The following is a 26173-nucleotide window of genomic DNA, read 5'->3' on the forward strand; positions in this document are numbered from 1 at the left end:
TAACTTCTATTACCTTAATCAATTAGCTTAACCTATAACCTCATCAACCTCCTATCTGGTAAAGTCGTTAAACTAAAGTCCATTGGCAAGAGACGTGAATCATACCTACGCTTTAATGAGTGCTAGAAAGTACAACTTTCTGGGAAGTCACGATTAGAACGTAAGTGAGTAAGACCATGCGAGTTTATTTAGCAACCGTTTTGCTGGGTGCCTCAGCTTATGCCTCTGGCGTTGGTGCAAAAGGAAATGCTCATCACTGGCAATCAACACCACACCATTTGTCTGCGCTTGTAGGCACAACCTACACAAAAGTACACAAAAGAGTGCGGCAACGCGTTTACGCTGGGTATCGATTACGAATACAGGCTTAATGACTTTTTAGGCGTTGGCTTTGTTGCAGAGTACGCATACGAAGACTTAGATGCCTATACCTACTTACTGGTTGCCGACCTTCATATTACTAACCACTTCATTGCACAAATTGGCCCAGGCCTAGAATTTCATGGCAGTCATAAAATGGAAGTCGCCCGCTTAGGCCTTTTGTACGAATTTGAAATGGCTGGCTTTACCGTGTCGCCCCAACTTCATTACGACTACCATCGAAACCATAAAAGTGCGGTGGTAGCGGGTTTGGCGATAGGTATGTCGTTTTAATGTTAGAGGCTGCAAATGAGGATCAGTAAAACGAATATATTTTATTATGAATGATTTTTACTTAATCTCACTCATTGGCTTTGCAAATTTGTATTTCATGAAGATGTTTTGATGTCTAGTGGTACTTAACTAATGAAGAATTCGTGGGTAAGCCAATCATCAGGAAGGCCCATAGGAAATATTGGGATTTCGGGATGAAGTGTAACCAGCGCTTTTACTTTCTTATGCCATTGACTATCTGGACTAACCTGTCTCATCAGGTGACCTAACATAAGTAACACCATATAGATACGACGCTTAGGCTGAACCTGGCTGGGCTCTAATCTATCTGGCATCTGCCAGTTATCACCATTGGGAATTTTGGGCTGAACAGACAACTCTCTATTCCAAAGCCGACTATGATGTGCGCAACAATTCCTCACAAAGTTTAGCGTATGCAACCAACTTTCAAGAACCTCTTGAGGTAAGTCAAATCTTCTAGCTATGTCTTTACGGTCGCTATCTCTTGCTAGCCCTCGATATAGGTGAGATATACTCCCGAGAGTTAGTTCTTCTACCATCGCCCAACCAGGCATAAGCTGAGGCGAATCATATGTATGTTGGTAAAAGCGGGCATAATTCTCTCTAACTCTTCTTTCAATCCGCCGTACTTTAATTTCTGCGGCAGCTGAAGTTCGTTCAATCTTTTTTACGTCTCTCTGAAGATCGTTGAATTCTTTTGATTGCTTGTCTTCGATTTCTTTTAACAGTCGTTTGTGCTGATATGATGATTTAAATAATGATTTATTCAAGTACCAGTGAGAACCACTACATATATCATCAGTTTGATACTTGTTAGCCATCACGTTGTTCAAGGTAGCTCGAATTGCAACTTCTACTCTCTCAATAGCGTCCATAATGAGCAATCGCAATTCTCTATCAAAAGAGTACAAGTTCACTATTTGTTTAAATTCAGTTCCATCTTTGAATTGATGGTCTACACCTCGTTTGTTTATATTCTTTTGGAAGGGGCGCATATATGCGCTAAGGCGAAAATAGCTTATTACTTCTAAATATCTTTCCGCACGCTCTGGAAATTGAATGGCTAGACCGCGATTTTTAAGAATGCTGATTTGTTCTGTAACACTAACCGCGGGTTTGTTGAATTGATTCATTATGCCTTATCTTCCATGACGTAAAATTCAGGCATAAAAAAGCCCGCACAATTTGAGCATTGTTAAGAGGCTTGGCGGGCGTGTTATTTTTAATATTAGTGATACGCTTACCGCCCGTCAACCACATTCATCTATTCTCCTTAGAGTATTAACCCAATACACTACGAAAATTTCAACATAACCCCTTTTATACCAGAGCAAAACAGTAATCCTTATTCAGTAATAAGAATACTGAACTTAAAGCCGGTTTTATATACGTAAAGCCTTGTTCCTGGCGATATGATCAAGCAGTGTACGTAGCCCAATTCCGTACAGCTCGCCCGTCAATGTCAGCTAATGCCGTTCACAGGGGATTAGTCCAGGGATATAGTAAGAGGCGCTTTTTGAGAACAAGAAGTAGAATTAGTATTTGGTAAATTAAACGCAGAAAACCGCTATGCATCAGGCCTTGAACAAAACCAACTGGTGCTAGCCTTGAGATTATGTTCTGTTAAGAAGTCACTCCACTCATAGCCTGTAAATTGACTCCCTTGATCTGAGTGTATGAGCACTTGATTCTTGGGTTTTCTTCGCCATACTGCTGCTAGCAGTGCCTGAGTAACGAGTTCTGATTCCATACGAGAACTCATCGACCAACCAACCACAGCGCGAGAGTATAAGTCTAAAACGACGGCGAGGTAGAGCCACCCTTCATGAGTTCGGATGTAGGTAATGTCAGTGACCCAGTATCTGTTCGGTGTAGCAACCGTAAACTGCCTATCAAGCACATTATCGGCAACAACCGCAGGCTTGCCGCTGAAGTGGCCTTTATGTTTTTTATAACCGACTTGTGCCTTTATACCTTCTAGCTTCATCAATTTAGCTACACGGTGCTTACTGCAAGCTTCGCCTAAATCCTTAAGGTCGCTCGTGACTTTTCTGTACCCATAGACACAGCCACTTTCTAGCCAAGAATGCTTAATTAACCCCATCAGGCGCTCATCTTCTAACTGTCGCTTTGATTTCGGCTTATCCACCCATGCATAAAAGCCACTTCGTTGTATTGAGAGTGCTTCACACATGAGTTTTATTGGGTAATTCTTGAGCCTGGCTTTTATGAACGCGTATTTTTCTTTGACTCGCCCGCGAAAAATACGGTGGCTTCCTTTAGGATGTCGCGTTCCATTGTTACGCGTTTAAGCTCTTTTTCTAGCTGCTTAATTCGGTCGGATTGTTCTCGAGATTGCTTATGTTCTTCACTATCTGGGCCGTAGGATTTTATCCAGTTATAAAGTGAACTGCTAGTCACTCCCAGCCTCTCAGACACACTTGCCACCGAATAACCTTGATCGATAACTTGTTTAACGGCTTGTATCTTAAATTCTTCTGTAAATCGCTGAGACATCTTTTCTCCTTAGTACACATAATTATAAAGCGATTAAGTGTCTAGAGAAGTCTGGTCGATTCATGGCTGACTCAGTATCAAAAGTTCAGGCTATTGATTTTTGCCTTATAAATCTACACAAATGACGAATGTTAGCCGATAGATACAAGTTAAGGTGAGCGCGCACAGTGAAATTGTGTTCTTCTTACAATTTTAAGTGTGTAAATAATTTAAAATACCACAGTCCCTAATGGTTTTGTCTTGGTCACACGATGACGCCATATTTTCGAGTGATGACTTTAATGCGTTTAGCTCTTCAATGCGAATAATGACGTCTGATAAATGCTTAGCTATTAACGTATTGATATTTGAACAGCTCTGATCTGGCCTCGAACGACTGTCCATTAGCGTTTTTACTTCCATGATAGACATATCTAATGAACGACACTGTTTGATAAACAGGAGTTGTTCAATAGTCCCCTTGTCGTAGACACGATAATTTCCACTTGAGCGCTTAAGCTCAGGCAAGAGCCCCTTCTTTTCATAAAAACGAATGGTCTGAATACTACAACCTGTCGTCTTTGCGACATCACCAATTTTCATTTTTTTCTCCTAACCGTTGACTCTATACCAAGTATAGACTTTATACTCATACTATTCATCAGTAAAGAGTGTGTTTCTAATGAGCGGATGTGGGTGCGAAGTTGAAATAAAAGACCAGTCTCAACGACAGGTTTTGTATTGGCTTTTGGGAATAAACGCGACAATGTTTGTTATAGAAATGGGGATCGGGTTGCTTGCTGATTCAACCGCATTAATAGCCGATTCACTTGATATGCTCGCCGACGCAGTTGTCTATGGTGTTGCCCTTTATGCTATTGGTAAATCGCTATTGCACAAAGCCAATGCGGCTAGAATTAGCGGCTTTTTTCAGATGGCACTGGGTGTGTTGATTATCATTGATATTGTAAGACGGTCAATTTACGGTAGCGAACCTGTATCGGGACTAATGATGGCTATGGGGGCAGTTGCACTGGTTGCTAATGTCATTTGTCTTGTGATCATACGCAAACAAAGAAATGAAGAAGTGCATATGCGGGCAAGCTGGATATTTTCAGCCAACGATGTGATTGCCAACTTAGGTGTTATCTTTGCTGGCGTTTTGGTGTTTTGGCTCGATTCTCGATGGCCTGATCTGGTTATCGGTGTGATAGTTTCGTGCGTTGTGTTGCGCGGGGCAAAAATGATCCTCGAAGATGCTGGAAATGAAAGACAGCGAGCGCTTAATGCGCAAAGTTGATAAGAAAATGCCAATTTTTAATTGCACATCAAAACTGCGTAGGTTGGCATGGCTACTTATTACTTTGCTCATGTGTCAATCGGGCTTTTCGTTCGCCGCTCAATGCGATGACTACCCTGCGGAGGTATCGTCAGTCCCTGAACAATCAAAGTCGATAGGCACTTATGATGTTCCCGAAAAAAATGTAAATGCTGGTGATAATACGTCGAGTGAAGAGTCTAAGTGTTTCCAATGTGTGCTGTGTCAATGTGGACAGATTAAGTTTCTTGCACAACACCCAATAAATGACGTATCTAAACCGTTATATACCAATCAATACAGTTATTCCCGCAACGTCACTGACGGCCTAGTCGAAGGCCTTTTGCGCCCACCTCAACATTAATCCATTCCCTCCTATATGTTTGCATGGGTGCTTTCCATGTATGTCGTTATCTTATGAACAAAAGGTTCTTTTATGAGTTCTTCACGCCCATTGGGCATAAAAAAAGCTAGCTCAGCGTATCTGAAATTGATATCTGCTGCACTGGTAACCATGAGCATATCTGTTCAATCTGCCAATGCGCAAAAGTCTTCAATCACGCTTGAAAATGCGCTCAAACGCACATTATCAAACAACCCAGATTTAGTTGTGTTCGAATTTAAATCTTCGGCTTTGGATGGTGAATCAAAAATGGCCAGCTTACGACCTGAAATATCTGTTGGGGTTGAAGTTGAAAATGTGTTGGGAACAGGCGAAGTGTCTGGTATCAAAGATGCCGAATTGACACTGACCTTATCGTCGGTCATCGAGCTTGGAGATAAAGTCAGCGGCCGAATGAATGTGGTGAGTTCAAAAAAAGCTCAACTGCTTACACAACGGCGCATTCGTACGCTGGACATCTTGGGTGAAACAACTCGACGATATATCAATGTCATTGTCCAACAAGCGTTGCACAAGACTGAGCAACGAGCTGAAATGCTGGCTCGCACAATGCTTCAGACAGTCTCTACACGGGTTGAAGCGGGGGCTTCTTCACCACTTGAGAAAAAACGTGCAGAGTCAGCGTTGTCGCAGGCGCGTTTGTCGTTATTGATAAGTGAACAAAAACTCAATGAGTATAAACGCGACCTGGCCATCATGTGGGGTGACACTAACGCTGCGTTTGCGGAAGTTGAAGGGGCACTGTTATCGTTTCCAAATTCACTATCACTTGAACATATGCTTTCACAGCTTCAAAACAATCCACACGTTCTGCTTTATGCTGATAACTATCGGGTACAAGAGGCCAGATTGAGAGTGGTTCAGGCCAGTCAGCAGTTCGACATTGCGTGGGAAGCCGGTATCCGAAGAATGCAGGGAATTAATGACACAGCGTTAGTCGCCAGTATTTCGGTGCCGTTAAATACCAAGCAGCGGAATCTAGGAGAATACGAACAACAGCGCGCATTGCTTGACAGTATCGACTATCAAAAACAAGCGAAAATTCGTGAACTCACTCGCCAATTAAATCAAGTCATTAGCGCAAAAGACCAAGCCTTGCTCACTGTTACGACCCTTCAAGACAATGTCGTTCCCACATTGGAATCTGCATTGAAATTGGCGCGGGATGGCTATGAAAGTGGTCGCTACAACTATATAGAGTGGGTGACAACGCAACAGCAACTCATAGATATGCAACGAACACTGATAAAAGCCGCAGGCTTAGTCCACCTTCGAAGCGCAGATCTAGAGGCACTTACGGGAATTCCCGTGTTTTCTGACTCTCCCTCGACGTCTGCTCAATCATCAGAATTACTAGAGAAAAAATAATGAATACATCACAATTTACATTACTCACTAGCGCACGTGACTTGCTTGGCGTGTTAGCCATGCTACTTACTTTACTGTTTGCTACTGTCGCCCTGGCTGATGATGACGATGAGGAAGCCGAAGAAAGACCCGAGTACGTAGTGTTATCTCAAGAACGGATGCTTGAACACGATATCGTGACTGCTTCAGCCGCGTCAGGATCATTATCGCTCACAACCAGAACATTTGGGCGGATAGTTCATGATCCTGCGTCACTGAGTCATATTCGTGCCCGCTTCGACGGTGTTGTAAAACGTATCATGGTGAATATTGGAGATAAAGTAGAAAAAGGTGACACACTGGCAATCATTGAATCAAACGAGAGTTTAAATCAATACTCAATCACCTCACCGATGTCTGGAAAAATCATAGCTAGACACGCCAATGATGGTGAGCTCACCAACGGTCAAGTGCTGCTTTCTGTTGCTAATTACTCTCGCGCAATTGCTCAATTGGCTATTTTCCCCAAACAACGTACTCATATTGCCGCTGATATGGAAGTCACTTTAAGGCTTGAGGAATTGCAGCAACAATCAAGTATAAGCCACATTACGTCCTCACCGGATGACAAACCCTATTCTATCGCGTTTGTGAACGTTAATAATGGCAGTGGTTATTGGCCTTTAGGCGCTATGGTAGAGGGTTATATTCAGATTGGTTTCCAAGAAGTCAATCTGGCACTCCCCAAAAGTTCAATACAAGAGTTAGATGGGCAAACCATTGTTTTTGTCAAAGAAGGGGAACGATTTTACCCCCGCCAAGTAAAACTTGGGAACACGGACAACCGTTTAGTAGAGATTGTGAAGGGCGTTCAAATAGGCCAGCAAGTCGTTGTAGAAAATAGCTATCTACTAAAAGCTGATTTATTAAAAATGGAGGCGGGCGATGATGACTAATTACCTGCGCATTTATTGTCAAAAGCAAAGCCAAGTCCATAAAAACGGTGAGGTGAGAGCATGATTGCACGAATACTCCGTCTGTCGATTGAGCGCCGTGGTGTCATGATGTTGTTCGCCTTGTTTGTCGCCTTTTTTGGTATGTACAGTTACAAACAACTGCCGATTGATGCTGTGCCTGATATCACCAACGTGCAAGTGCAGATAAATACCGCAACCCCAGGTTACTCGCCTTTGGAGACTGAGCAACGCATAACGTTTATAGTTGAAACCTCGCTGGCCGGTTTGCCTAATTTATCGTATACCCGCTCGATATCACGCTATGGCTTGTCGCAAGTCACAGTCGTGTTTAAAGAGGGCACTGATTTATATTTCGCACGAAATCTCGTCAACGAGCGTCTCACCGCCATCGCGGCGCAATTGCCAACAGGGTTAACCCCTGAAATGGGCCCTATCGCCACAGGCTTGGGTGAAATTTACATGTACTCGTTAAGTGCTGAGCCTCAGGCGCGACAGGACAACGGTCAACCCTATGATGCTATGGCATTAAGGGAGATCCATGATTGGGTAGTTAAGCCCCAATTGTCGCTTGTTGAGGGGGTGACCGAGGTTTATGCGATAGGCGGATTTGAAAAGCAATATCATGTGAATCCTAATCCAGTCGCAATGATAAACTTTGGGATAAGTACAGGTGACCTTCTCAGTGCGCTAGAACGCAACAATGCGAATCAAGGCGCTGGTTTTGTAGAACAAAATGGGCAACAAGTACTGATCAGATCGGAAGCCCAACTGAGGGGCATCGACGATATCGGCCAAGTGGTTGTTAAGATCATTGATGGCGTACCGGTAAAAATTCAAGACATCGCCCAAATCAACCTCGGTAAAGAGCTGCGCTCTGGAGCCGGCACGTTAAATGGCCAAGAAACAGTGATTGGCACGACAATGATGTTAGTGGGAGAAAACTCTCGTACGGTCGCCAAAGCTGTGGACAGTAAGCTCGAAACCATTAAAACAAGCTTACCCGAGGGCGTTATCCTTGAAGCGGTTTACGATAGAACAAGCCTCGTTGACAAAACCATCGACACAGTACAGAAAAACCTCGTCGAGGGCGCTTTACTTGTCATCGTTGTGCTATTCGTTTTGCTTGGGAATGTGCGAGCTGCACTTATTACAGCCGCTGTAATACCCCTGGCAATGCTTGCCACGATATCGGGTATGGTCAAAACCGATGTGTCTGCTAACTTAATGAGTTTAGGCGCACTGGATTTTGGCTTGATTGTCGATGGCGCAGTTATCATTGTTGAAAACTGTATCAGGCGATTATCCGAATCCCAGAAGCAAAACGGCGCAACTCTACCGCTCAAAGAAAGACTGAATGTTGTATATGAAGCCACTAATGAAGTCATACGTCCTAGTTTGTTTGGTGTATTGATCATTACCATTGTTTATATCCCCTTGTTCACGCTCACTGGCGTCGAAGGTAAAATGTTCCACCCCATGGCAGCGACCGTGATAATGGCTTTGCTTGCCGCAATGGTATTTTGTTTTACCGTAGTGCCTGCGGCGATAGCGATTTTCATGAGAGGTAAAATTAGCGAAAAAGAAAACTCAATTATTATTGGTGCAAAGGCAGTGTATCGTTCTATTTTAATGGGCGCGCTGCGTTTTAGGTGGCTAGTAGTAGTAGGTGCGAGTGCTTTGGTTATCGGCAGTCTATGGATGGGCAGCAAATTAGGCTCGGAGTTTATTCCTCAGCTCAATGAAGGTGATATCTTAGTACAGGCGATACGCATCCCTGGGACTGGGTTAGAACAAGCGGTTGAAATGCAAAAAGCACTTGAAGCGAAACTTATGCAGTATGAGCAAGTTCAGACGGTATTCGGTCGCACGGGTACGGGTGAGGTCGCTACCGATCCTATGCCGCCCAACATTACTGATACGTTTGTTATTTTGAAGCCTAGGGAACAATGGCCCGATCCATCAATGACTAAAGCCGAGCTAGTCGAAACGTTTGAAGAGGACTTGTTTACCTTGCCCGGCAATAATTATGAATTTACCCAACCTATTCAAATGCGTTTTAACGAATTGATTAGTGGCGTAAGGGCAGATTTGGGGATAAGGCTATTTGGGGATGACTTAGATACGCTCTTTGCATCTGCTTCTGACATTTTGTCCGTTATTTCAACGATTGAAGGGGCTGATGACGCGAGGCTTGAGCAGGTAGAAGGCATTCCAATCTTCACCGTCACACCAAAGCCTAATCAATTGGCACGCTTTGGTTTGGATATAGCCGACTTGCAGTTATGGCTCAATGCTGCGACAGGTGGAAAAACCGCTGGAATGATTTTTGAAGGCGACAGACGCTTTGAAATTGTCGTGCGATATGCCGACGACATTCGAAATGAACTCACTCAGCTTGAGACCATTCCCATAGTTACGCCCTCTGGTGAGCATGTACCGATAAGCGAATTAGCCACACTGGCATTTAAAGAAGTACCTAGCCAAATAAGCCGGGAGAATGGCAAACGTAGTATTGTTGTCACAGCAAATGTGCGTGACAGAGATATTGGCACTTTTGTTGAAGAAGCTCAGGTGAGAATTAATGATGAAGTAGATTTACCTGCTGGTTATTGGCTCGACTATGGTGGAACCTTTGAGCAGCTCGAAAGTGCGAGTCAACGATTGACGATTGTGGTACCGGTTACGTTGTTTGTGATTTTGACAATGCTGGTAATTGCGTTTGGTTCTATACGCGATGCGTTGATTATCTTCACAGGTATCCCTTTGGCATTAACAGGCGGTGTAATGTCTCTTTGGTTAAGGGATATGCCTTTATCCATATCCGCGTCGGTAGGATTTATCGCGTTGTCTGGGATTGCCGTATTAAACGGATTGGTAATGCTGTCCTTCATCAAGCAACGTTTGCTAGAAACCGGAGAATTAGTGAATAGCATTGTTGAAGGGGCACTTATTCGCTTGCGTCCGGTATTAATGACAGCACTAGTGGCAAGCCTTGGATTTGTGCCCATGGCGCTCAATACGGGCATAGGTGCAGAGGTGCAACGGCCTTTGGCCACGGTGGTCATCGGCGGGATAATATCGTCAACCTTGCTAACACTGGTAGTGCTGCCTGTACTCTATCGACTCGTGCATAGTAAAGGGGATCAGTAGTGTTCTTGGGCATTTATTCGTAAATGCCCAAGTTTTACCTGAACGATTTTTAGGTACCTATTGACTCTTTATTAAGTATAGACTTTACAATCATATTCTTAACGTCATGTACGATAAGGATAGATATGGTTTCGCTTATTTTAATTAGTAGTTTTTTGGCGCTAGCCGTCCTCGGTAGAAGCTTTGTTCAATATAAGAGAAATGGTGATTTTGGTATAAGAGCAGCATCTATAAACGCACCATTTATAGAAATTGTACCAGGGGCTATATTCGTGGTTACGTTTTGCTTTGCATTTGGTCTAGTTCTTTTTGGTTACTTAGGACGTGCGCCCCTACTATTTGTTCCTTCAATTCCATTTCAGCTTCTCGGCTCCTTGATTGGCGCCTGCGGAATTGCTGTAACTTTGTTGTCTTGTCCACTTCCCCTAAACTGAGACAGACTTAATTGGAGTTTTCTGCAATGATTAATGCAGGAGACGACTATGAAAAAATCACGATATACAGAATCTCAGATTATTGGGGTGTTAAAAGAAGTTGATGCAGGTATGAAGGTTGAGGAAGTCTGCCGTCAACACGGTATCAGCAGCGCAACCTATTACAATTGGAAGTCCAAGTACGGCGGCATGGAAGCGTCTGACGTCAAACGATTGAAAGAGCTTGAAGAAGAAAATGCCAAGCTTAAAAAGATGTTTGCAGATGTCAGCTTAGAAAATAATGCCATTAAGGAGCTTGTCGCAAAAAAGGGTTGGTGACAGCAGAGAAACGAGAGTGCGTCAGCATCCTAGTTGATGCGGGACTAAGTATCGTAAAGGCCTGTCTGTTTGTTGGTATTGGCCGTGCGACCTTTTATCGTCCAGAGAGAGACTGGCGCAAAGCGGATGCTGCTGTCATTGATGCCATCAATGCGGTTTTGGAGAAGTCGCCATGAGCGGGCTTCTGGAAGTGTTTTGGCCGAATGCGGTTCAAAGGCTTTCCCTTCAACCACAAGCGCGTCTATCGTGTTTACTGCCAAATGGGATTGAACCTGCGGCGCAGAACTAAACGGGTACTGCCCAAGCGAATAGCCCAGCCACTGGAAGTGCTGGATCAGGCTAATCATCAATGGGCGTTGGACTTTATGCATGACACGTTATATTGCGGTAAACGGTTCAGAACACTGAATGTGGTGGATGAAGGCACGAGGGAATGCCTTGCTATAGAGGTCGATACGTCTTTGCCCGCTGGCCGTGTCGTACGCGTGTTAGAACAACTTAAGGCTGAGCGAGGATTACCAACTCAGCTGCGTATGGATAATGGCCCAGAGCTAATTTCGGCGACGCTAACAGATTGGTGTGAAACCAATAATATTGAACTGGTATATATCCAGCCAGGTAAGCCACAGCAAAATGGCTTTGTTGAACGCTTTAACGGTTCATTCCGCAGAGAGTTTCTGGATGCTTACTTGTTTGAAAATCTCAATCAAGTAAGAGAAATGGCCTGGTTCTGGCGACTGGATTATAACGAAGAAAGAACACATGAAAGTCTCGGTAACCTGCCTCCGGCAGCTTACCGAGAAAAACTAGAAAACTCTAATTCAGCACTGTCTCATTAATGGGGAAGTGGACATTAAGACTGCATCAAAAGTGGCTAGGCGGCTCAAAGAAAAATAATCATTAACTGAATTAAGTTAGATTAGAGGTCACATAAGGCCAGTGTATAGGCATTGGCTTCTTTCTTTAATTAAAGCGTAGCTTCAAATTATTGTCGAATTGTTATTTACTTCTCCAGATATATAAATCTTTATCATTTTAACTCACAACTATCTACAGCTAAGAAACTAAATTGTCTTCGCTCTAATTTCATCTGTCTTCGTTTTAATTATTTCAGATCAAGTTTTAAACCACCTGCCCTGCTGCCCAGCCGCTGCTCCACGCCCATTGGAAATTAAAGCCGCCTAGCCAGCCGGTGACGTCTACCACTTCGCCAATGAAGTAGAGGCCTTCCACGTTTTTGGCCATCATGGTTTTAGACGATAACTCGTTGGTATCTACCCCACCAATGGTGACTTCTGCGGTACGGTAACCTTCGGTGCCATTGGGTTTCACCTGCCAATTCTCTAACGTATCAGCAATGGCATCACATTCGCTGTGGGTAAGCTGTTTTACCGGCACGTTGCGCCAGTTATGATACTCAATAAAGCTCTGTACCATGCGCTTAGGGAATACTTTATTTAAAGAGGTAGCAAGCAGGGCATCGGGCGTTTCGTTACGCGCGGTTTGTATAAGCGCAGTGGCATCGTCATTGGGAAGCGTGTTAATACTTAAGCTGTCACCCGCTTCCCAGTAGCTAGATATTTGTAGCATGGCTGGGCCGCTTAAACCGCGGTGGGTAAACAGCATGGCTTCTTTAAACGTGGTGTCGTTACAGCTTGCGTATACATCTACCGCGATACCGCTAAGTTCTGCCAAGATATCTTTGTCTTTATCGTGCAGGGTAAAGGGAACAAGGGCTGCCCGAGTAGGTAAAACCTTAAGACCAAATTGCTCGGCAACTTTGTAACCAAACGGTGTGGCCCCCAGCTTTGGCATGCTTAAACCGCCCGTCGCGATAACTAAAGATTTACAGCTATATTCGCCGCTCGACGTTGTAAGTGAGTACCCACTTTCGTTTTTTTCTACGCTTAAAATTTCACAGCGGGTAGTAATGGTAACGCCCGCTTTACTACATTCATTGAGCAGTAAGTCAACGATGTCTTTGGCGCTATCATCACAAAATAATTGGCCCAATGTCTTCTCATGATAGGCAATCCCATGTTCGGCCACTAAACCGATAAAGTCCCATTGGGTATAGCGGCTAAGCGCCGACTTACAAAAATGGGGGTTTTGCGATAGAAAGTTTTCAGGTCCGGCATACATATTGGTAAAGTTACAACGACCGCCGCCCGACATAAGAATTTTACGCCCAACTTTTTTGGCATGGTCAAGCACCTCTACGCTGCGTCCGCGCGCGCCTGCCTGTGCTGCACAAAAAAGCCCAGCTGCGCCGGCCCCAATCACTATTACATCGCGCTTTATCACTATCGGTTTACCTTAAATCAAGCCAAATAACTTACGCCAGCCTCAGCGCTAGTTAGGAATTCGGGATTATACGTAATAAGCTCCACCGCACAATGCAAAGCCTATTTTACCGAGAAATTTAATCTTGTTCTTTAGTCGACATTGATAAATTTTAATACTTTTTAACAATACTAAAGAAAAATTAATTCGCTTATAACTATGCGCCACAATTGAGGTGCAACTCAATTTGAACAAACAAACGAAATAGCGACGACTTCACAAATTACAGAGGATTGTATCCATGGAAGAGTTCTTAGCGTCACTCGATATTAATCAATACCTGCCTGCTGCGTTAGCATGGGCCACCAATATTTTACTTGCCCTAGCCATCCTTATTATTGGCCTTTGGATAGCAAGTAAGGTTTATAACGCCATTGTTGCTATTGCAAGCAGCCACCCTCAGCTTGATGATACGTTATTTAAGTTTTTTGGCAGTGTAGCGCGTTATACCATCTTGGTCTTTGTAGGTATTGCTGTTCTTAACCGCTTCGGTGTGCAAACCGCTTCTATCATCGCACTTTTAGGAGCAGCTGGCTTAGCTATTGGCCTTGCCCTTCAGGGAACGCTGTCTAATTTAGCGGCTGGGGTTATGTTACTTATCTTCCGCCCTTATAAAGTGAATGACTTTGTCGATGCGGCAGGTAAATTTGGTAAAGTTACCGAGATAGACTTATTCACGACTATCTTGCAAACTTTCGACAATAAGCAAATTATTATTCCAAATAGCCAAATTTGGGGCGAGCAAATCGTTAACCACTCGCACCATGAAATTCGTGGTGTAGATATGACGTTTGGTATTGCTTACAACGAAAACATTGATGCTGCTCGCGCGGTTATCGACAAAGTATTAGCAGACCACCCGCATATACTTAAAGACCCTGCGCCATTTGTAGAAGTATCTACGCTTAACGACAGTTCTGTAGACTTTATTGTTCGGCCGTTTTGTCACGGCGAGCACTATTTCAACATTCTTTTCTCAGTACCTGAGCAAATTAAGAAAGCCCTAGATGAAGCGAACATCGAAATTCCATTCCCGCATCGCAAAGTCATTGTGGTTAACGAAAACGCATAGTGCGTATGTTATAAAGAATGTATTAGTCAGTGGAAGGGCAGCCAAACGGCTGCCCTTGTTATATTCTGTCTTTAAGTCAGTTATTAAGCGCTACGCTTATTTAAAGAAGCGCTGCTAAACGTTTTTAGGAAACACCGCTAGCGGGTGCGTAGTAATTAACTGAACAAAAGCACGGGTACTGGGCTTAATCGCGTTTTCGTGGCTCACACGTACTTTAAGTTCATCACCGCTATCTAGCATAACCGCATACAATCGGCTTTCGCCTTCATAGCGCACCCATTCAACCGTACAGTTGGTCTCACTAAGCGTGGCATCTAGGCTTAAATCGTCAGGGCGCACGAGTAAATCTACATTACCGTTAGCACCTTGAAGCGGCGTGCCTGGCACCTTGCCAATTTCAGTAACAACCGTTTTGTCTGTATTTGCTTCACTAGCATCAAATGTTGCGCTCAAGAAGCTTGCTTCGCCCATAAAGCGCGCAACAAAACGGCTGGCAGGTGATGAATAACAGGCTTCCGGGGTGTCTAACTGCTCTAACACGCCTTTATTTAAAATACCTACCCTATCACCGACGCTAAGCGCTTCTTCTTGGTCGTGGGTAACCCAGATAGCGGGCACACCCGCTTTCTTAAGCGCATCACGAATTTCCCAACGCAGGCTGTCTTTTAGCGCGGCATCTAGGTTTGAAAGCGGTTCATCGAGTAATACATAGGCCGGTTCGTGGGCTAACGTTCTCGCCAAGGCTACGCGCTGCTTCTGACCGCCGGAAAGTCGCGCTGGCTTAACATCGCGGAAATTATCTAGGCCGAGTAAGGTAAGCCAGTGATCGGCAAGGGATGTATCTTTTAAACGAAAGCACACATTTTGCTGAACAGTTAAGTGAGGAAAAAGTGCAAAATCTTGAAACACCATACCCACGTTGCGTTTTTCAGGCGGAACGTGCTTATTTGCACTACTTTCCCAGTTACCTAAACGCATGGTGCCTTCAGAAATAGGAATAAGCCCCGCGAGCGCTTGTAAGATTGTGGTTTTACCGCACCCTGTCGGCCCAACCAACATGAGAATTTCGTCTTGCCCCAGTTCTAGGTTTAACTTGTCGACTACGCGGGTAGACCCATAATTCACTGACAAATTACTTACACTTAGCATTACGAACGCTCATCCTCGGTAACGGTAAATTGGGCTTTTTTCTCGCCCGACAGCATGAGAATTAACCCCACGCCTGATAATAAAACTAATAATAACCCCGGTACGGCGGCACGACCAAAATAACCGGCTTCATACACACGCCACATGTAAGTGGCTAAGGTTTCAAACCCCGTTGGGCCAAGCATTAAAGTAGCGGGAAGTTCTCGCATTGCCTCTAAGAACACCAAGGCTGCGCCCGCTATCATACCACGAAGGGTTAACGGTAACGTAATACGCATAAATGCCTCGCGAGGACTTGCGCCTAGCACGCGGGCCGCCTTCACCAAACCGGAGTCGATATTCTCTGCTGTACTTCTTACGCTACCCACCGCAAGTGGAATAAAACGCAGCACATAGGCCATTACCAATAAACTTAACGTTTGATATAGCGCAGGTAAATATTTAAGCCCTACGTATACCAGCGCCGTTCCCATAACGATACCAGGTACACCAAAACCAAAATAAGTAATACGCTCCATAACGCGCCCTGCCTTACCCGCAATAGCGGCATGGGCAACTGGAATAGCCAGCAATACGGCAACCACCGCGGCAATAAAAGACGCGTGAGCAGAGTTCCATGCGTAGCTTAACTCGAACCCCCCAGTGCCTTCACGTATTAACCAAAGGGTAAAAATGGCTAACGGAAGCACTATAGCTAACAGCACTATCGGCATAGTAGCGAGCAACATAAGGTTGCGCTGCCATCGTCCAGGAAAGAGTGACAAATGCCTGCCGGGACGCTCTGAGGCGCCGCTGATGCGACTTTCAATAAATAGAATTAGCCCGACAATAACCATAAGCTGTAAGCTCAGCATCGCCGCCTGACTCAAGCCAAAGGCATTGTATTCAACAAAAATAACGCGGGTGAAAGTGTCAAAGCCCATAATGGCCGGCGTGCCAAAGTCAGATAGTGCATAAAGCGCAGCAAGTAAAGCGCCTGCCGCTACGCTATTTACCACGCGCGGTAGCACAACACGCCATAGGCTAGCGCCTAATGAGAGCCCTAACGTGCGAGCCGCATTCACCAAGCTTGCATCTAAGCTTAACAGGCTAGAACGGGTGGTCATCATCACAAAGGGGTAAGTGTAAAGACTCATCACTAACGCAGAGCCCCACAACCCACTGATGGACGGCGTGGTAATACCTAATATATTTTCTATTTCACCGCCTCTGCCAAATGAGAAGTACATAGCAAACGCGCCAATATAACTGGGTAGTGCCAGTGGCGCGGCAAGTAAAATTAACCAAAAGCGCTTAAACGGCATTTGCACATAGGCAGTGAGAAAGGCAAGCGGCACACCAATTAGCACCGAACCAATAATGGTAAGTACCACCAGTGAAACCGTGTTACCTAGAACACGAAGATTATGGGTATCGAAAAGTTGCGCACTGTCTTGGGCTAAAGAAAATAAAACACCGACGGGCAATAAAGCCATCAGCGCAATAAGCAGTGCCAGTGGATACGACTTTGGCCAGTTTGTCACAGTACGCCAACTTCCCTCATAAGGTTTAGTGTGGGACGTAAATCAGCCAACTTGCGAAGGTCCATTTCAGGGGGCGAAAGCGTGCTCAAACTTGCTAAGCCTTGCGGTTGCTCGACGCCCTGAACAAGCGGTATTTCGTAGGCTTCACGAGCAAGATACGACTGCACTTCCTGCGACAGTAAGTAACGAATAAAGTTAACCGGTAAGTCGCCTTCGCTTAATGCCACAATACCTGACGCATTCACTAAGCAACCGGCATCGCCTTTAGTGTAAGCTAGCGCTACATTCGCATCGGGCTTACCTGATTTAAGGCGCAGCGTGTAATAGTGATTAGCAAAACCAATATCCACTTCACCACGCTCAACGCCCATTACCACGCCAAGTTCGCCCGCATACTTTTTAGAATGCTTATTAATGCCTTTAAGCCACGACTTTGTCGCTTTATCACCCTCTAAAATACGCATAGCAGTAACAAAAGATTGGAACGACGAATAAGCGGGTGCCCAACCTATTTTTAGGTCGCTATCAGCAAGCGCCATTACGCTTTCGGGTATCTGCTCTGGCTTAACGCGCTCGGTGTTATATGGCAGCGTACGTACTCGGCCCGTTACCGGCGACCAGCTGGGATATTGAAAATCTTCACGAAGCTGTGCCGTTAAATCGTTAGGTAATGGCTTGGCGGCACCGATGTCCGTCACCACACCAATTGAGCCAGTATCTACTGCCCAAAAAAGGTCTGCGCGTTTAACGCCCGCTTTGGTTTCAGCCACAATCGTGTTCGCCAATGCTGCTGAGCCACCACGTCTTACCTTCAAATTTAACTTCGGGTTGCGCTTTTCAATGGCTTTAAGAACATTCTCATACAAGCCGCCTTCACCGCGCCCCAAGTACAAGGTGAGATCACCTTCTAATTTAGGCAGGGATTCTACTGACACACTACCGGTTTGTGTCATAGCGTTTGCAAAGCCTAGCGGCAAGCCAGATAAAACACCTGCTGCAGCTAAGCCTTGTAAGAATGTTCTACGTTGCATACACCTTCCTTTAAAAAACGTCTTTACGACTTTGCTCTACTTCAACTAAAAGTGCGCGAGCGCGGTCGAGTTTAGCCTGCATTGACTCCACTACCTTGCGCACTGCGTCTACGCCAGTATCTTTCGAAATGGCTTGAGGAAGCGTAACGTTAAAGTCTTTCTCTAGGTCTTCAACCAAGGCTGCGTCTTTGGCAATCAAATCACCTTCTACGCCTTCAAAACGCTGTAGATAAGTGTCGTGAACAAGCGTAGTTGCCACTTCGTGTAGCTGTTCTGCATATTTAGCTACCACGCGATCAAGACGGGTTTTAATATCGTCGATGACTTCAGGGCCAGTTGTCGGCTCTTTTTCAGTCGTTTGAACCTTGTTAACCAGACCTTTCTTTTGGTACTGGGACGCAAGTTTAACTGCGCCTAGCGCCTGCCACAAGGCATGATTTAGCTTCTCTTGCTCAACGCGTACATCTGCAACTGGCTTGCCTTCATCAATGGCGACTTTTACGCCGTAAATGCCCTGCCAAATAGACGCGTAAATAGGCACATATTGGGTTTCAATGGCAGAGTGAAAGTCCACTTCTTCCCAGTACTCGATTAACGCGTCTGTTTTTAACGATTTGTCTTTTGCTTCATACGCATCAACAACACTGCCAAACTTGCTTTCTAGCCAGTGCACCTCTTCGGTGTACTCACCGATATGTGCATGTAAATTGTTTACGTGGTCACCAATTGCACCGTTAGCAAGCGCTTGTGAAGAAAACATTGAGAAAGTAACAGCCGAAGCCAGTACTAAGGCGCTTATTTTTTTCAGTGTTATTGTCATCATTATTCCTAAAACATTTGTCTTAATGCGCAAATGATACTTATTATCATTAAGCAAGTAAAGGTAACTAAACGAGGCTACATGCTACGTAACGCAGTACGTTAACCCTTCATTTTTCTGCATTTTCGATACAGAATATTGCATATTAGTTCATTAACCTTTGCTGAACACATTGATATTCAACGCAATTAGCAAACTGTCAGATCATAGTTGGGTTACATTTTAATGAAAATCACGGGCAAGTATACGCATATATAAATTAATGAATATTCACAAAAAGCTAAAAGAAAAAGCCCGCAACAATGGTTGCGGGCTTTGAGTATTTAACGCCTTTTTAAAAAATTAAAGGCTATCTAGCATGCTTTGCGCATCGCTTACATCAAAGCGACCCGGGTCTTCTACATTTATTTTCTTCACTTCACCGTCTTCAATTAACATTGAATAACGCAATGAACGCAAGCCACCGAAGTTACTGGTATTCATATCCAAGCCAATTTGCTTTGTGAAATGACCATTCCCATCGGCTAGCATAATAATTTCTTCTGCATTATTAGCCTTACCCCATGCATCCATAACAAACGCATCGTTTACAGAAAGACAGATAATGCTATCAATACCTTTCGCTTTAATTTTGTCTGCTAGTGCCACATAGCCCGGCAAGTGAGCCTGTGAACAGGTTGGCGTGAACGCCCCTGGTACTGCAAACAACACAACGCGCTTGTCCGAGAAAAGTTCATTAGTGCCTGGGTTTGTCATTTCTCCATCGACTAAAAGACCGAAATCCACCTCGGGCAAGGTGCTACCAACTTGTATCATGTTGCTCTCCTAGGGTTTTTGACAAAAATACACATCAAATCTATGTTTTTTACTTTCTATTGCCATTGATGGTTTTTCTCCTGCCAGCACGTCTGCACTATTTGGGCGTTTAACGACTACCCGGTGCGTAGCTAGCTTAAGTGCTGGCGGTAACAGCGCATCGGCATCGGGGTCATGCCCAAGCAGTTGCTGAAACAGCCGCATTTCCTTTTTCCACCAAGGCTGACTTCTTTTTATGTGGGAACATGGGGTCTAAATAAATAGCGTTCACATTCTCACCAGTGAAGTATTGCATTACCTCAGCGCTATTTCCATGTTGAAGCGACATTTTAGCTGCAAGTTCTGGAAAACTAAGCGCTAAACGGCGTATGCCGTCTTCAAGCAGCGCGGCCACAATCGGCGAACGCTCTATCATAGTTACTTTACAGCCAACGCTCACTAAAACGAACGCATCACGACCTAGCCCCGGTGTGGCATCCACGACATGCCAGCCTTCATTACCTTTAAGGCCAATCGCCTTAACAATAGGCTCTTTACGTCCGCCGCCGTGTTGTTTGCGATACAAACTGGCCGGTGAAGCAAAATCAACCTCAACCGGCAGCACTTTTTTCTCGCTTGCATCAGCAAGGCCCAACACACCATTTTGTATCTGAAGATAAAACCCTTCGGCAGGCTTTTCGCTGTGAGAAACAACGGGGAAGCCCCACTTATCCCCAATACTATTTAGTAGTGAAGTATCATCTTGAGTACTGTGTTGTGCGATAACTAAAGGCACACTGTTAAGCATGGCCGTATTGCTCCTTATGCCCTATCCATCTATTGATGATTGCTTGGGCGTGAGACGGGTATTTATCCCAAAGGGTATAGGCAATTTCTTGAACTTTTGGAATAAGGGCGGCGTCGCGTACAAGATCTGCTATTTTAAGTTCAGCCATTCCGGTTTGTTTCGTACCCATGAATTCCCCCGGCCCGCGAATTTCTAAGTCGCGCTGTGCGATGTAAAACCCATCGTTCGACTCACGCAGTACCCCTAAGCGCTGGGTCGCCGTTTTAGATAAGGGGCTTTGATACATAAGTACGCACTGACTTTCTACCGCTCCCCGCCCTACTCGGCCACGTAACTGGTGGAGCTGGGCTAAGCCCAAACGCTCAGGGTTTTCAATAATCATAATGCTAGCGTTAGGCACATCTACGCCTACTTCAATAACCGTCGTTGCCACCAGTAAATCAAGCTTACCGTCTTTAAAATCAGCCATAACCTGCGCTTTTTCAGCGGGCTTTAACCGCCCGTGTACTAAGCCTACTTGTAAGTCTGGCAGCGCGGTACGCAGGGTAACCGCTGCGTCTTCAGCGGCCTGACACTCCAACACTTCGGACTCGTCAATAAGCGTACACACCCAATAGGCTTGGCGGCCGTTATCTTTACAAGCTTGGCGCACGCGCTCTATCACATCCGCTCTGCGTGTATCAGGGAGCACCACGGTTTGTACCGGCGTTCTGCCCGGTGGCAGTTCGTCTATGACCGAGGTATCTAAATCGGCATAGGCTGTCATGGCCAGCGTTCTTGGAATAGGCGTTGCCGTCATGATCAACTGGTGCGGATAGCGGCCTTGTTGCTCGCCTTTATCGCGCAAAGCCAAACGCTGATGTACACCAAAGCGGTGCTGCTCATCCACAATAACCAGCGCTAGCTGCTGGTAGTTCACGCTTTCCTGGAAAATAGCGTGAGTGCCCACCAACATTTGAATGTCACCGGCTTCTAAGCGCGCTAAAACCTCATTGCGGGCCTTGCCTTTTAGCTTTCCAGCAAGCCAACCTACCTCTATACCGAGTGGCTCTAACCAACCGCGAAAGTTATTCGCGTGCTGTTCAGCCAACAGTTCTGTCGGCGCCATTAACGCTACCTGATGCCCGGCACCTATGGCGGATAGTGCAGCCAATGCCGCTACTAAAGTTTTGCCCGAACCTACGTCGCCTTGTACCAGGCGCATCATAGGCCGTGCGTGCTGCATATCTTTTTGAATATCTTCTACTACCCTTGCCTGAGCACCAGTGGGTGAAAACGGCAGCTGAGCGAGCATTTTATCGATAAGCGGCTGATTAACACTAATTGGAATACCGGGCTGTGCATCAGATAACTTGCGTACTTTCAACACACTTAAATGGTGTGACAACAACTCTTCAAGAATTAACCGATACTGAGCAGGATGAAGTCCCTCTTCCATTTCGTGTACGTCGACATCAGGCGGCGGGCGATGAACCAAATGAAGGGCTTCGTTAAGGCTAATTTGATTATCGTAAATACCTTCGGGCAGTAAATCGGCCAGCGCCCCTTTGTCCAAAAGCTTTAGCGCTTGGTCGGTTAAATTGCGAAGGGTTAGCTGCTTAACCCCGTCTGTGGTGGGGTAAACCGGTGTCAGTGATTCTTCTGTCGGTGGCGCGTCCTCGTCCACTAGCTTGAATTCGGGGTGCATCATTTCAATACCCCACTTGCCAGTACGCACCTCACCAAAACAGCGTACCGTGTTGCCCGGCGTCATGATAGAACGCTGCACGGCGCCAAAGTGGAAAAACCTTAGGGTTATAGTGCCTGTGCCATCACTAAGCTTTACCACCAGCATGCGCTTTTTACCGTATTGAATGTCGGCGCTCATTACCTCGCCTTGCACGCTTACATGGGTAAACGGGCGGCACTCAGCCACGCTGTAAATACGGGTTCTGTCTTCGTAGCGATGAGGAAGGTGAAACAGTATATCTTGAAGGGTAAACAAGCCTATTTTATTGAGTTTTTCTGCCACCTTTGCGCCTACGCCTTTAAGCGCAGTTATGGGTGTAGTGGCCAGTGCTTGCATCAAGCGACATCCTTCTTTTAAAACCTACATTGCTTTCACGCTGGAAGGCGCAAGCGGGTGTTAATCAACGTATTATTAGAAAGGAAGTGTAAAGGATTGTTGCGGGGTTGGCGAGTACGCTTTAGGCCAGTTTTCTTAACTGCCCTAAACAAAACTAAAAGCGAAACCAGTTACTTAGCCTGCTTCTAATACGTCAGCTTCCGCTTTGGTAATTTGCATTTCTCGCCACCAGCTATCGTCGGCATCCACTTCACCGATAGCGTTAATCGCAGGCAGTGGCAAGCCTTTGCGCTGGCACAGTTTATACAAACGCGGGTAGCCATTTTGAAAGGCCAATGCCTGACATTCTTCTTCCGGCAACTGCTGGGTGTTGTACATACCCGCAATAGTGCGCTGGCGCTGCGCTTCATAAAGCACTAACGCTGCGGCCACCGACACGTTTAGCGACTGCACCATGCCCATCATAGGAATGACGATATCCTGATCGGCCAGCGCCTTGGCTTCATCAGTGGCACCGTATTTTTCTTGACCGAATAATATAGCGGTCGGCTTGGTGTAATCCACATCACGAAAATCTACCGCCGTATCAGATAAATGGGTAACCAACACCTGCATGCCTTGACCTTTAAGCTCAGCCATCGCATCGTTAATGCCGTCATGGTTAGTCTGGCGCACCCACTGCTGACTGCCCATTGCCGTACCGCGACGAAACTGATATTTCTTTTCCCATACGGTGTGAACCCTGTGAATACCCACGGCATCACAGGTTCGCACTATGGCAGAAACATTATGGGGCTTATGCACATTTTCAAGGCATACCGTAAGGTCGGTTTGCCTTTTTTCCAACACATCTCTAATGCGCTGGTAACGCTCAGGTGACATGACTTACTCCGGCAGTTCCATTACACCATCAATTTCAATTTGTGCGCCCTTAGGCAATGCAGATACCTGAACGGCAGCGCGTGCTGGGTAAGGCTTGTTAAAATAGCGGCTCATAATTTCATTAACGGTGGCAAAGTGCCCAAGGTCGATCAGGAAGATGTTCACTTTCACCAAATCGTTAGTGGTACCGCCGGCTGCATCACATACCGCTTTGAGGTTTTCAAAAACTTGTACCGCTTGGGCTTCAAAATCGTCAGATACCATTTCCATGGTTTCAGCAACAAGAGGAATTTGGCCTGAAAGATAAACAGTAGTGCCAGCTTTCACCGCTTGGCTGTAAGTACCAATAGCAGCAGGTGCCTTATCGGTCTGAATAATAGACTTAGACATAGTAGTTCCTAAATTTTGTAGTAATTAGTGTCGTGATTGACTATGACGAGACACTTTCTGAACTTCCGGCATGGTGCGTATTTTCTTCATTACGCGGGCCAAGTGCACACGGTTGTGTGTGGTAAGTTCTAGGTCAATAAAGTAGATATTACTCTCTTTCTCTTCAGTTTGCAGACCAATGATGTTGGAATCGCAGCCTGAAATGGTGTTCGTTAAAGTTGCCAGTGTGCCCTGATGGTTAATTAATTCAATGCGTAACGACGCTTTGAATTCACCCTGCGGGTTGTCGTCCCACTGCATGGGCAGCACACGTTGCGGCTCTTCACGGGTGAGTTTGCGAATGTTATTACAACCAATCTGATGAATGGTCATACCGCGCCCCGGGCTTAATACCGCCACAATTTCATCATCAGGAATAGGGTGGCAACAACGAGAGTAGTGCACAAGCAGGCCTTCTGTACCGCGAATAGCCACATTGCCCTTTTTGTCTGACAAATCAGTGGTGCTTTCGCCTAACAAACGGCGAGCAACAATAGCGCTTAGTTCGTTGCCAAGGCCAATGTCTACTAGCAAGTCGTCGAAGTTTGCATGCTTAGTTTCTGCTACAACCCGTTCTATATCTGCATTTGGAATATCATCGAGTTTCACGCTACCTAACGCATGACGAAGTAGACGATTACCCATGTTCACCGCTTCTTGTGAATGCTGTTTACGCAGATACTGGCGAATACGGGTACGCGCGCGAGCACTCACCACAAAATTGAGCCAATTCGCATTCGGCTTCGCTTTTGGAGAGGTAATAATCTCGACGGTTTGCCCATTTTGCAGCGGCTTACTTAAGCTGAAGTTGCGCCGTTCAACGCGCACACCTACGCACGTGTTGCCCACGTCAGAGTGTACGGCGTAGGCAAAATCCACGGCCGTTGCGCCTGTAGGTAGTTCTATAATACGTCCGTCTGGCGTAAACACGTAAATTTCATCAGGGAAAAGGTCGGTTTTGACCGACTCGATGAATTCAAACGACGAGCTTGCCGACTGCTGCAGTTCTAACAAGCTTTGCATCCACTTACGTGCACGAAGCTGTGCAGTAGTGCCGTTGTCACCCGGCTCCTTGTAAAGCCAGTGTGCTGCTACCCCTTTATCCGCCATTTGGTCCATTTCCTGTGTTCGAATTTGAATTTCAACAGGAATACCATGCGGGCCAATCAGCGATGTATGTAACGACTGGTACCCGTTAGTACGCGGAATAGCGATATAGTCTTTAAAACGGTTTTCAATAGGCTTGTATAGCCCGTGCATAGCGCCTAGTGCGCGGTAGCAGTTGTCTACCGAACTCACCACAATGCGAAACGCATAAATATCCATTACCTCATTGAACATCAGTTCTTTGTTTTTCATTTTGCGGTAAATGGAGTACAGGTGTTTTTCTCTGCCTATCACGTTTGATGTTATTTCGTAGGCATCTAGACGCGTATCCAGTTCTCCACGAATATTCTCGATAATCTCTTTGCGATTACCACGGGCTTGGCGTACCGCCGATTTCAATGCGCGATGGCGCATGGGGTACATGGCTTGGAAACCTAAATCTTCCAGCTCGTTTTTAATATCGTGAATACCCAAGCGATGAGCTATAGGGGCGTAAATCTCTAGCGTTTCTAGGGCAATGCGGCGGCGCTTATCAGGGCGCAGAGAGCCTAGCGTACGCATGTTATGTGTGCGATCGGCCAGTTTAATGAGGATAACTCGGATGTCTTGCACCATGGCCATCATCATTTTGCGGAAGTTTTCCGCCTGGGCTTCTTGTTTGGTGCTAAAGGCAAGCTTGTCGAGTTTACTGACCCCTTCTACCAGCTCAGCAACCGTATCGCCAAAGGCCTCGGCAAGGTCTTCTTGGCTATAATGGGTATCTTCTATGACATCGTGAAGCAGTGCCGCCATGATCGTTTCATGATCAAGGTGCATATCGGCAAGAATGCCTGCCACCGCTACCGGGTGAGTGATATACGGATCGCCGCTGGAGCGCATTTGGCCGTCATGGGCCTCTTGAGCGAGAACAAAAGCATCTTGCACCAGCTGAACACGGTCGGCTGATAAATACTCTAAAACTTTCTGCTTTAAACCTTCAAACAAATACACAGTGAAGCGCGACCCTTATATAACGTTACACCACTAAGAAT

Annotated in this window: 22 protein-coding genes and 2 pseudogenes; 9 read left to right on the forward strand and 15 right to left on the reverse strand. The window is 45.6% G+C overall.

All coding sequences use genetic code 11. The features are described from left to right. Window positions 1-516 precede the first annotated feature (516 nt). On the forward strand, window positions 517-654 hold the full coding sequence (locus ACX5J7_RS00785; protein WP_498705732.1) for a hypothetical protein: 138 nt from the start codon (window positions 517-519) through the stop codon (window positions 652-654). Between the two features lie 125 nt (window positions 655-779). Here ACX5J7_RS00785 and ACX5J7_RS00790 read toward each other — a convergent pair whose 3' ends face one another. The 4 genes from ACX5J7_RS00790 to cadR all read right to left on the reverse strand — a co-directional run bounded on the left by ACX5J7_RS00790 (window position 780) and on the right by cadR (window position 3774). Beyond that, window positions 780-1808 carry an Abi family protein gene (locus ACX5J7_RS00790; protein ID WP_015065932.1) on the reverse strand — a complete coding sequence of 343 codons (1029 nt, stop codon included), beginning with the start codon at window positions 1806-1808 and terminating at the stop codon, window positions 780-782. Window positions 1809-2242: 434 nt separating this feature from the next. Beyond that, window positions 2243-2941, reverse strand: a complete 699-nt coding sequence (locus ACX5J7_RS00795; protein ID WP_148289227.1) for an IS3 family transposase — start codon at window positions 2939-2941, stop codon at window positions 2243-2245. Further along, window positions 2902-3192, reverse strand: a complete 291-nt coding sequence (locus tag ACX5J7_RS00800; RefSeq protein ID WP_015065930.1) for an IS3 family transposase — start codon at window positions 3190-3192, stop codon at window positions 2902-2904. The genes ACX5J7_RS00795 and ACX5J7_RS00800 overlap by 40 nt, the downstream gene beginning before the upstream one ends. 192 nt (window positions 3193-3384) lie before the next feature. Then, on the reverse strand, window positions 3385-3774 hold the full coding sequence (gene cadR / locus ACX5J7_RS00805; RefSeq protein ID WP_015065929.1) for a Cd(II)/Pb(II)-responsive transcriptional regulator: 390 nt from the start codon (window positions 3772-3774) through the stop codon (window positions 3385-3387). Window positions 3775-3853: 79 nt separating this feature from the next. Between cadR and ACX5J7_RS00810 the strand changes: the two genes are divergently transcribed. The 7 genes and pseudogenes from ACX5J7_RS00810 (at window position 3854) to ACX5J7_RS00840 (ending at window position 11957) form a co-directional block, all read left to right on the forward strand. After that, window positions 3854-4471 (forward strand): cation efflux transmembrane domain-containing protein, encoded by a 618-nt coding sequence (locus ACX5J7_RS00810; protein WP_015065928.1) that lies wholly within the window; start codon window positions 3854-3856, stop codon window positions 4469-4471. Next, window positions 4458-4853, forward strand: coding sequence for a hypothetical protein (locus ACX5J7_RS00815; protein ID WP_498705734.1), 396 nt, complete (start codon window positions 4458-4460; stop codon window positions 4851-4853). The genes ACX5J7_RS00810 and ACX5J7_RS00815 overlap by 14 nt, the downstream gene beginning before the upstream one ends. A gap of 72 nt (window positions 4854-4925) precedes the next feature. Next, window positions 4926-6260, forward strand: coding sequence for a TolC family protein (locus ACX5J7_RS00820; RefSeq protein ID WP_498705736.1), 1335 nt, complete (start codon window positions 4926-4928; stop codon window positions 6258-6260). After that, entirely contained in the window at window positions 6260-7195 is a 936-nt protein-coding gene (locus tag ACX5J7_RS00825; RefSeq protein ID WP_029937683.1) for an efflux RND transporter periplasmic adaptor subunit, read from the forward strand. Before ACX5J7_RS00820 ends, ACX5J7_RS00825 begins: the two co-directional genes overlap by 1 nt. Before the next feature lie 60 nt (window positions 7196-7255). Further along, window positions 7256-10366, forward strand: coding sequence for an efflux RND transporter permease subunit (locus tag ACX5J7_RS00830; protein WP_498705739.1), 3111 nt, complete (start codon window positions 7256-7258; stop codon window positions 10364-10366). Window positions 10367-10491: 125 nt separating this feature from the next. Next, entirely contained in the window at window positions 10492-10800 is a 309-nt protein-coding gene (locus tag ACX5J7_RS00835; protein WP_024015480.1) for a hypothetical protein, read from the forward strand. Between the two features lie 48 nt (window positions 10801-10848). Continuing rightward, a pseudogene (locus tag ACX5J7_RS00840) lies at window positions 10849-11957 on the forward strand (IS3 family transposase). 283 nt (window positions 11958-12240) lie between these two features. On the opposite strand, the gene ACX5J7_RS00845 reads toward ACX5J7_RS00840, so the two are convergent. Next, window positions 12241-13422 (reverse strand): BaiN/RdsA family NAD(P)/FAD-dependent oxidoreductase, encoded by a 1182-nt coding sequence (locus ACX5J7_RS00845; RefSeq protein ID WP_474375770.1) that lies wholly within the window; start codon window positions 13420-13422, stop codon window positions 12241-12243. Between the two features lie 280 nt (window positions 13423-13702). On the opposite strand from ACX5J7_RS00845, the gene ACX5J7_RS00850 reads away from it, so the two are divergent. Next, on the forward strand, window positions 13703-14533 hold the full coding sequence (locus ACX5J7_RS00850) for a mechanosensitive ion channel family protein (RefSeq protein WP_498705742.1): 831 nt from the start codon (window positions 13703-13705) through the stop codon (window positions 14531-14533). 114 nt (window positions 14534-14647) lie between these two features. Here the strand turns inward: ACX5J7_RS00850 and ACX5J7_RS00855 are convergent, their stop codons facing one another. The 10 genes and pseudogenes from ACX5J7_RS00855 to spoT form a co-directional block, all read right to left on the reverse strand. After that, window positions 14648-15682 carry an ABC transporter ATP-binding protein gene (locus tag ACX5J7_RS00855; protein WP_498705743.1) on the reverse strand — a complete coding sequence of 345 codons (1035 nt, stop codon included), beginning with the start codon at window positions 15680-15682 and terminating at the stop codon, window positions 14648-14650. Then, window positions 15682-17205, reverse strand: coding sequence for an ABC transporter permease (locus ACX5J7_RS00860; protein ID WP_020742636.1), 1524 nt, complete (start codon window positions 17203-17205; stop codon window positions 15682-15684). The genes ACX5J7_RS00855 and ACX5J7_RS00860 overlap by 1 nt, the downstream gene beginning before the upstream one ends. Continuing rightward, on the reverse strand, window positions 17202-18236 hold the full coding sequence (locus ACX5J7_RS00865; RefSeq protein WP_071958310.1) for an extracellular solute-binding protein: 1035 nt from the start codon (window positions 18234-18236) through the stop codon (window positions 17202-17204). The genes ACX5J7_RS00860 and ACX5J7_RS00865 overlap by 4 nt, the downstream gene beginning before the upstream one ends. A 10-nt stretch (window positions 18237-18246) precedes the next feature. Next, the gene (locus ACX5J7_RS00870) at window positions 18247-19056 is read right to left on the reverse strand and encodes a hypothetical protein (RefSeq protein WP_498705746.1); all 810 of its coding nucleotides are present in this window, start codon (window positions 19054-19056) and stop codon (window positions 18247-18249) included. A gap of 342 nt (window positions 19057-19398) precedes the next feature. Continuing rightward, window positions 19399-19872 carry a peroxiredoxin gene (locus ACX5J7_RS00875; protein WP_012516682.1) on the reverse strand — a complete coding sequence of 158 codons (474 nt, stop codon included), beginning with the start codon at window positions 19870-19872 and terminating at the stop codon, window positions 19399-19401. A gap of 9 nt (window positions 19873-19881) precedes the next feature. Then, a pseudogene (locus ACX5J7_RS00880) lies at window positions 19882-20659 on the reverse strand (class I SAM-dependent methyltransferase). Beyond that, window positions 20652-22724 (reverse strand): ATP-dependent DNA helicase RecG, encoded by a 2073-nt coding sequence (gene recG / locus ACX5J7_RS00885; protein WP_071950477.1) that lies wholly within the window; start codon window positions 22722-22724, stop codon window positions 20652-20654. Before recG ends, ACX5J7_RS00880 begins: the two are co-directional and overlap by 8 nt. A gap of 174 nt (window positions 22725-22898) precedes the next feature. Next, window positions 22899-23606, reverse strand: coding sequence for a tRNA (guanosine(18)-2'-O)-methyltransferase TrmH (gene trmH, locus ACX5J7_RS00890; protein ID WP_333971187.1), 708 nt, complete (start codon window positions 23604-23606; stop codon window positions 22899-22901). A 3-nt stretch (window positions 23607-23609) separates the two neighbouring features. Continuing rightward, on the reverse strand, window positions 23610-23996 hold the full coding sequence (locus tag ACX5J7_RS00895; protein ID WP_015065915.1) for a RidA family protein: 387 nt from the start codon (window positions 23994-23996) through the stop codon (window positions 23610-23612). Between the two features lie 24 nt (window positions 23997-24020). Beyond that, on the reverse strand, window positions 24021-26132 hold the full coding sequence (gene spoT, locus ACX5J7_RS00900) for a bifunctional GTP diphosphokinase/guanosine-3',5'-bis pyrophosphate 3'-pyrophosphohydrolase (protein WP_498705747.1): 2112 nt from the start codon (window positions 26130-26132) through the stop codon (window positions 24021-24023). Between the last annotated feature and the right edge of the window lie 41 nt (window positions 26133-26173).

This window comes from Alteromonas infernus, from assembly GCF_902705815.1.

Excerpts from the sequence above, each read along its gene's own strand:
- ACX5J7_RS00785 (WP_498705732.1), top strand. The coding sequence starts at position 517 with ATGGAAGTCGCCCGCTTAGGCCTTTTGTACGAATTTGAAATGGCTGGC.
- ACX5J7_RS00790 (WP_015065932.1), bottom strand. The coding sequence starts at position 1,808 with ATGAATCAATTCAACAAACCCGCGGTTAGTGTTACAGAACAAATCAGC.
- ACX5J7_RS00800 (WP_015065930.1), bottom strand. The coding sequence starts at position 3,192 with ATGTCTCAGCGATTTACAGAAGAATTTAAGATACAAGCCGTTAAACAA.
- cadR (WP_015065929.1), bottom strand. The coding sequence starts at position 3,774 with ATGAAAATTGGTGATGTCGCAAAGACGACAGGTTGTAGTATTCAGACC.
- ACX5J7_RS00810 (WP_015065928.1), top strand. The coding sequence starts at position 3,854 with ATGAGCGGATGTGGGTGCGAAGTTGAAATAAAAGACCAGTCTCAACGA.
- ACX5J7_RS00815 (WP_498705734.1), top strand. The coding sequence starts at position 4,458 with ATGCGCAAAGTTGATAAGAAAATGCCAATTTTTAATTGCACATCAAAA.
- ACX5J7_RS00820 (WP_498705736.1), top strand. The coding sequence starts at position 4,926 with ATGAGTTCTTCACGCCCATTGGGCATAAAAAAAGCTAGCTCAGCGTAT.
- ACX5J7_RS00825 (WP_029937683.1), top strand. The coding sequence starts at position 6,260 with ATGAATACATCACAATTTACATTACTCACTAGCGCACGTGACTTGCTT.
- ACX5J7_RS00830 (WP_498705739.1), top strand. The coding sequence starts at position 7,256 with ATGATTGCACGAATACTCCGTCTGTCGATTGAGCGCCGTGGTGTCATG.
- ACX5J7_RS00835 (WP_024015480.1), top strand. The coding sequence starts at position 10,492 with ATGGTTTCGCTTATTTTAATTAGTAGTTTTTTGGCGCTAGCCGTCCTC.
- ACX5J7_RS00850 (WP_498705742.1), top strand. The coding sequence starts at position 13,703 with ATGGAAGAGTTCTTAGCGTCACTCGATATTAATCAATACCTGCCTGCT.
- ACX5J7_RS00855 (WP_498705743.1), bottom strand. The coding sequence starts at position 15,682 with ATGCTAAGTGTAAGTAATTTGTCAGTGAATTATGGGTCTACCCGCGTA.
- ACX5J7_RS00865 (WP_071958310.1), bottom strand. The coding sequence starts at position 18,236 with ATGCAACGTAGAACATTCTTACAAGGCTTAGCTGCAGCAGGTGTTTTA.
- ACX5J7_RS00870 (WP_498705746.1), bottom strand. The coding sequence starts at position 19,056 with ATGACAATAACACTGAAAAAAATAAGCGCCTTAGTACTGGCTTCGGCT.
- ACX5J7_RS00875 (WP_012516682.1), bottom strand. The coding sequence starts at position 19,872 with ATGATACAAGTTGGTAGCACCTTGCCCGAGGTGGATTTCGGTCTTTTA.
- recG (WP_071950477.1), bottom strand. The coding sequence starts at position 22,724 with ATGCAAGCACTGGCCACTACACCCATAACTGCGCTTAAAGGCGTAGGC.
- trmH (WP_333971187.1), bottom strand. The coding sequence starts at position 23,606 with ATGTCACCTGAGCGTTACCAGCGCATTAGAGATGTGTTGGAAAAAAGG.
- ACX5J7_RS00895 (WP_015065915.1), bottom strand. The coding sequence starts at position 23,996 with ATGTCTAAGTCTATTATTCAGACCGATAAGGCACCTGCTGCTATTGGT.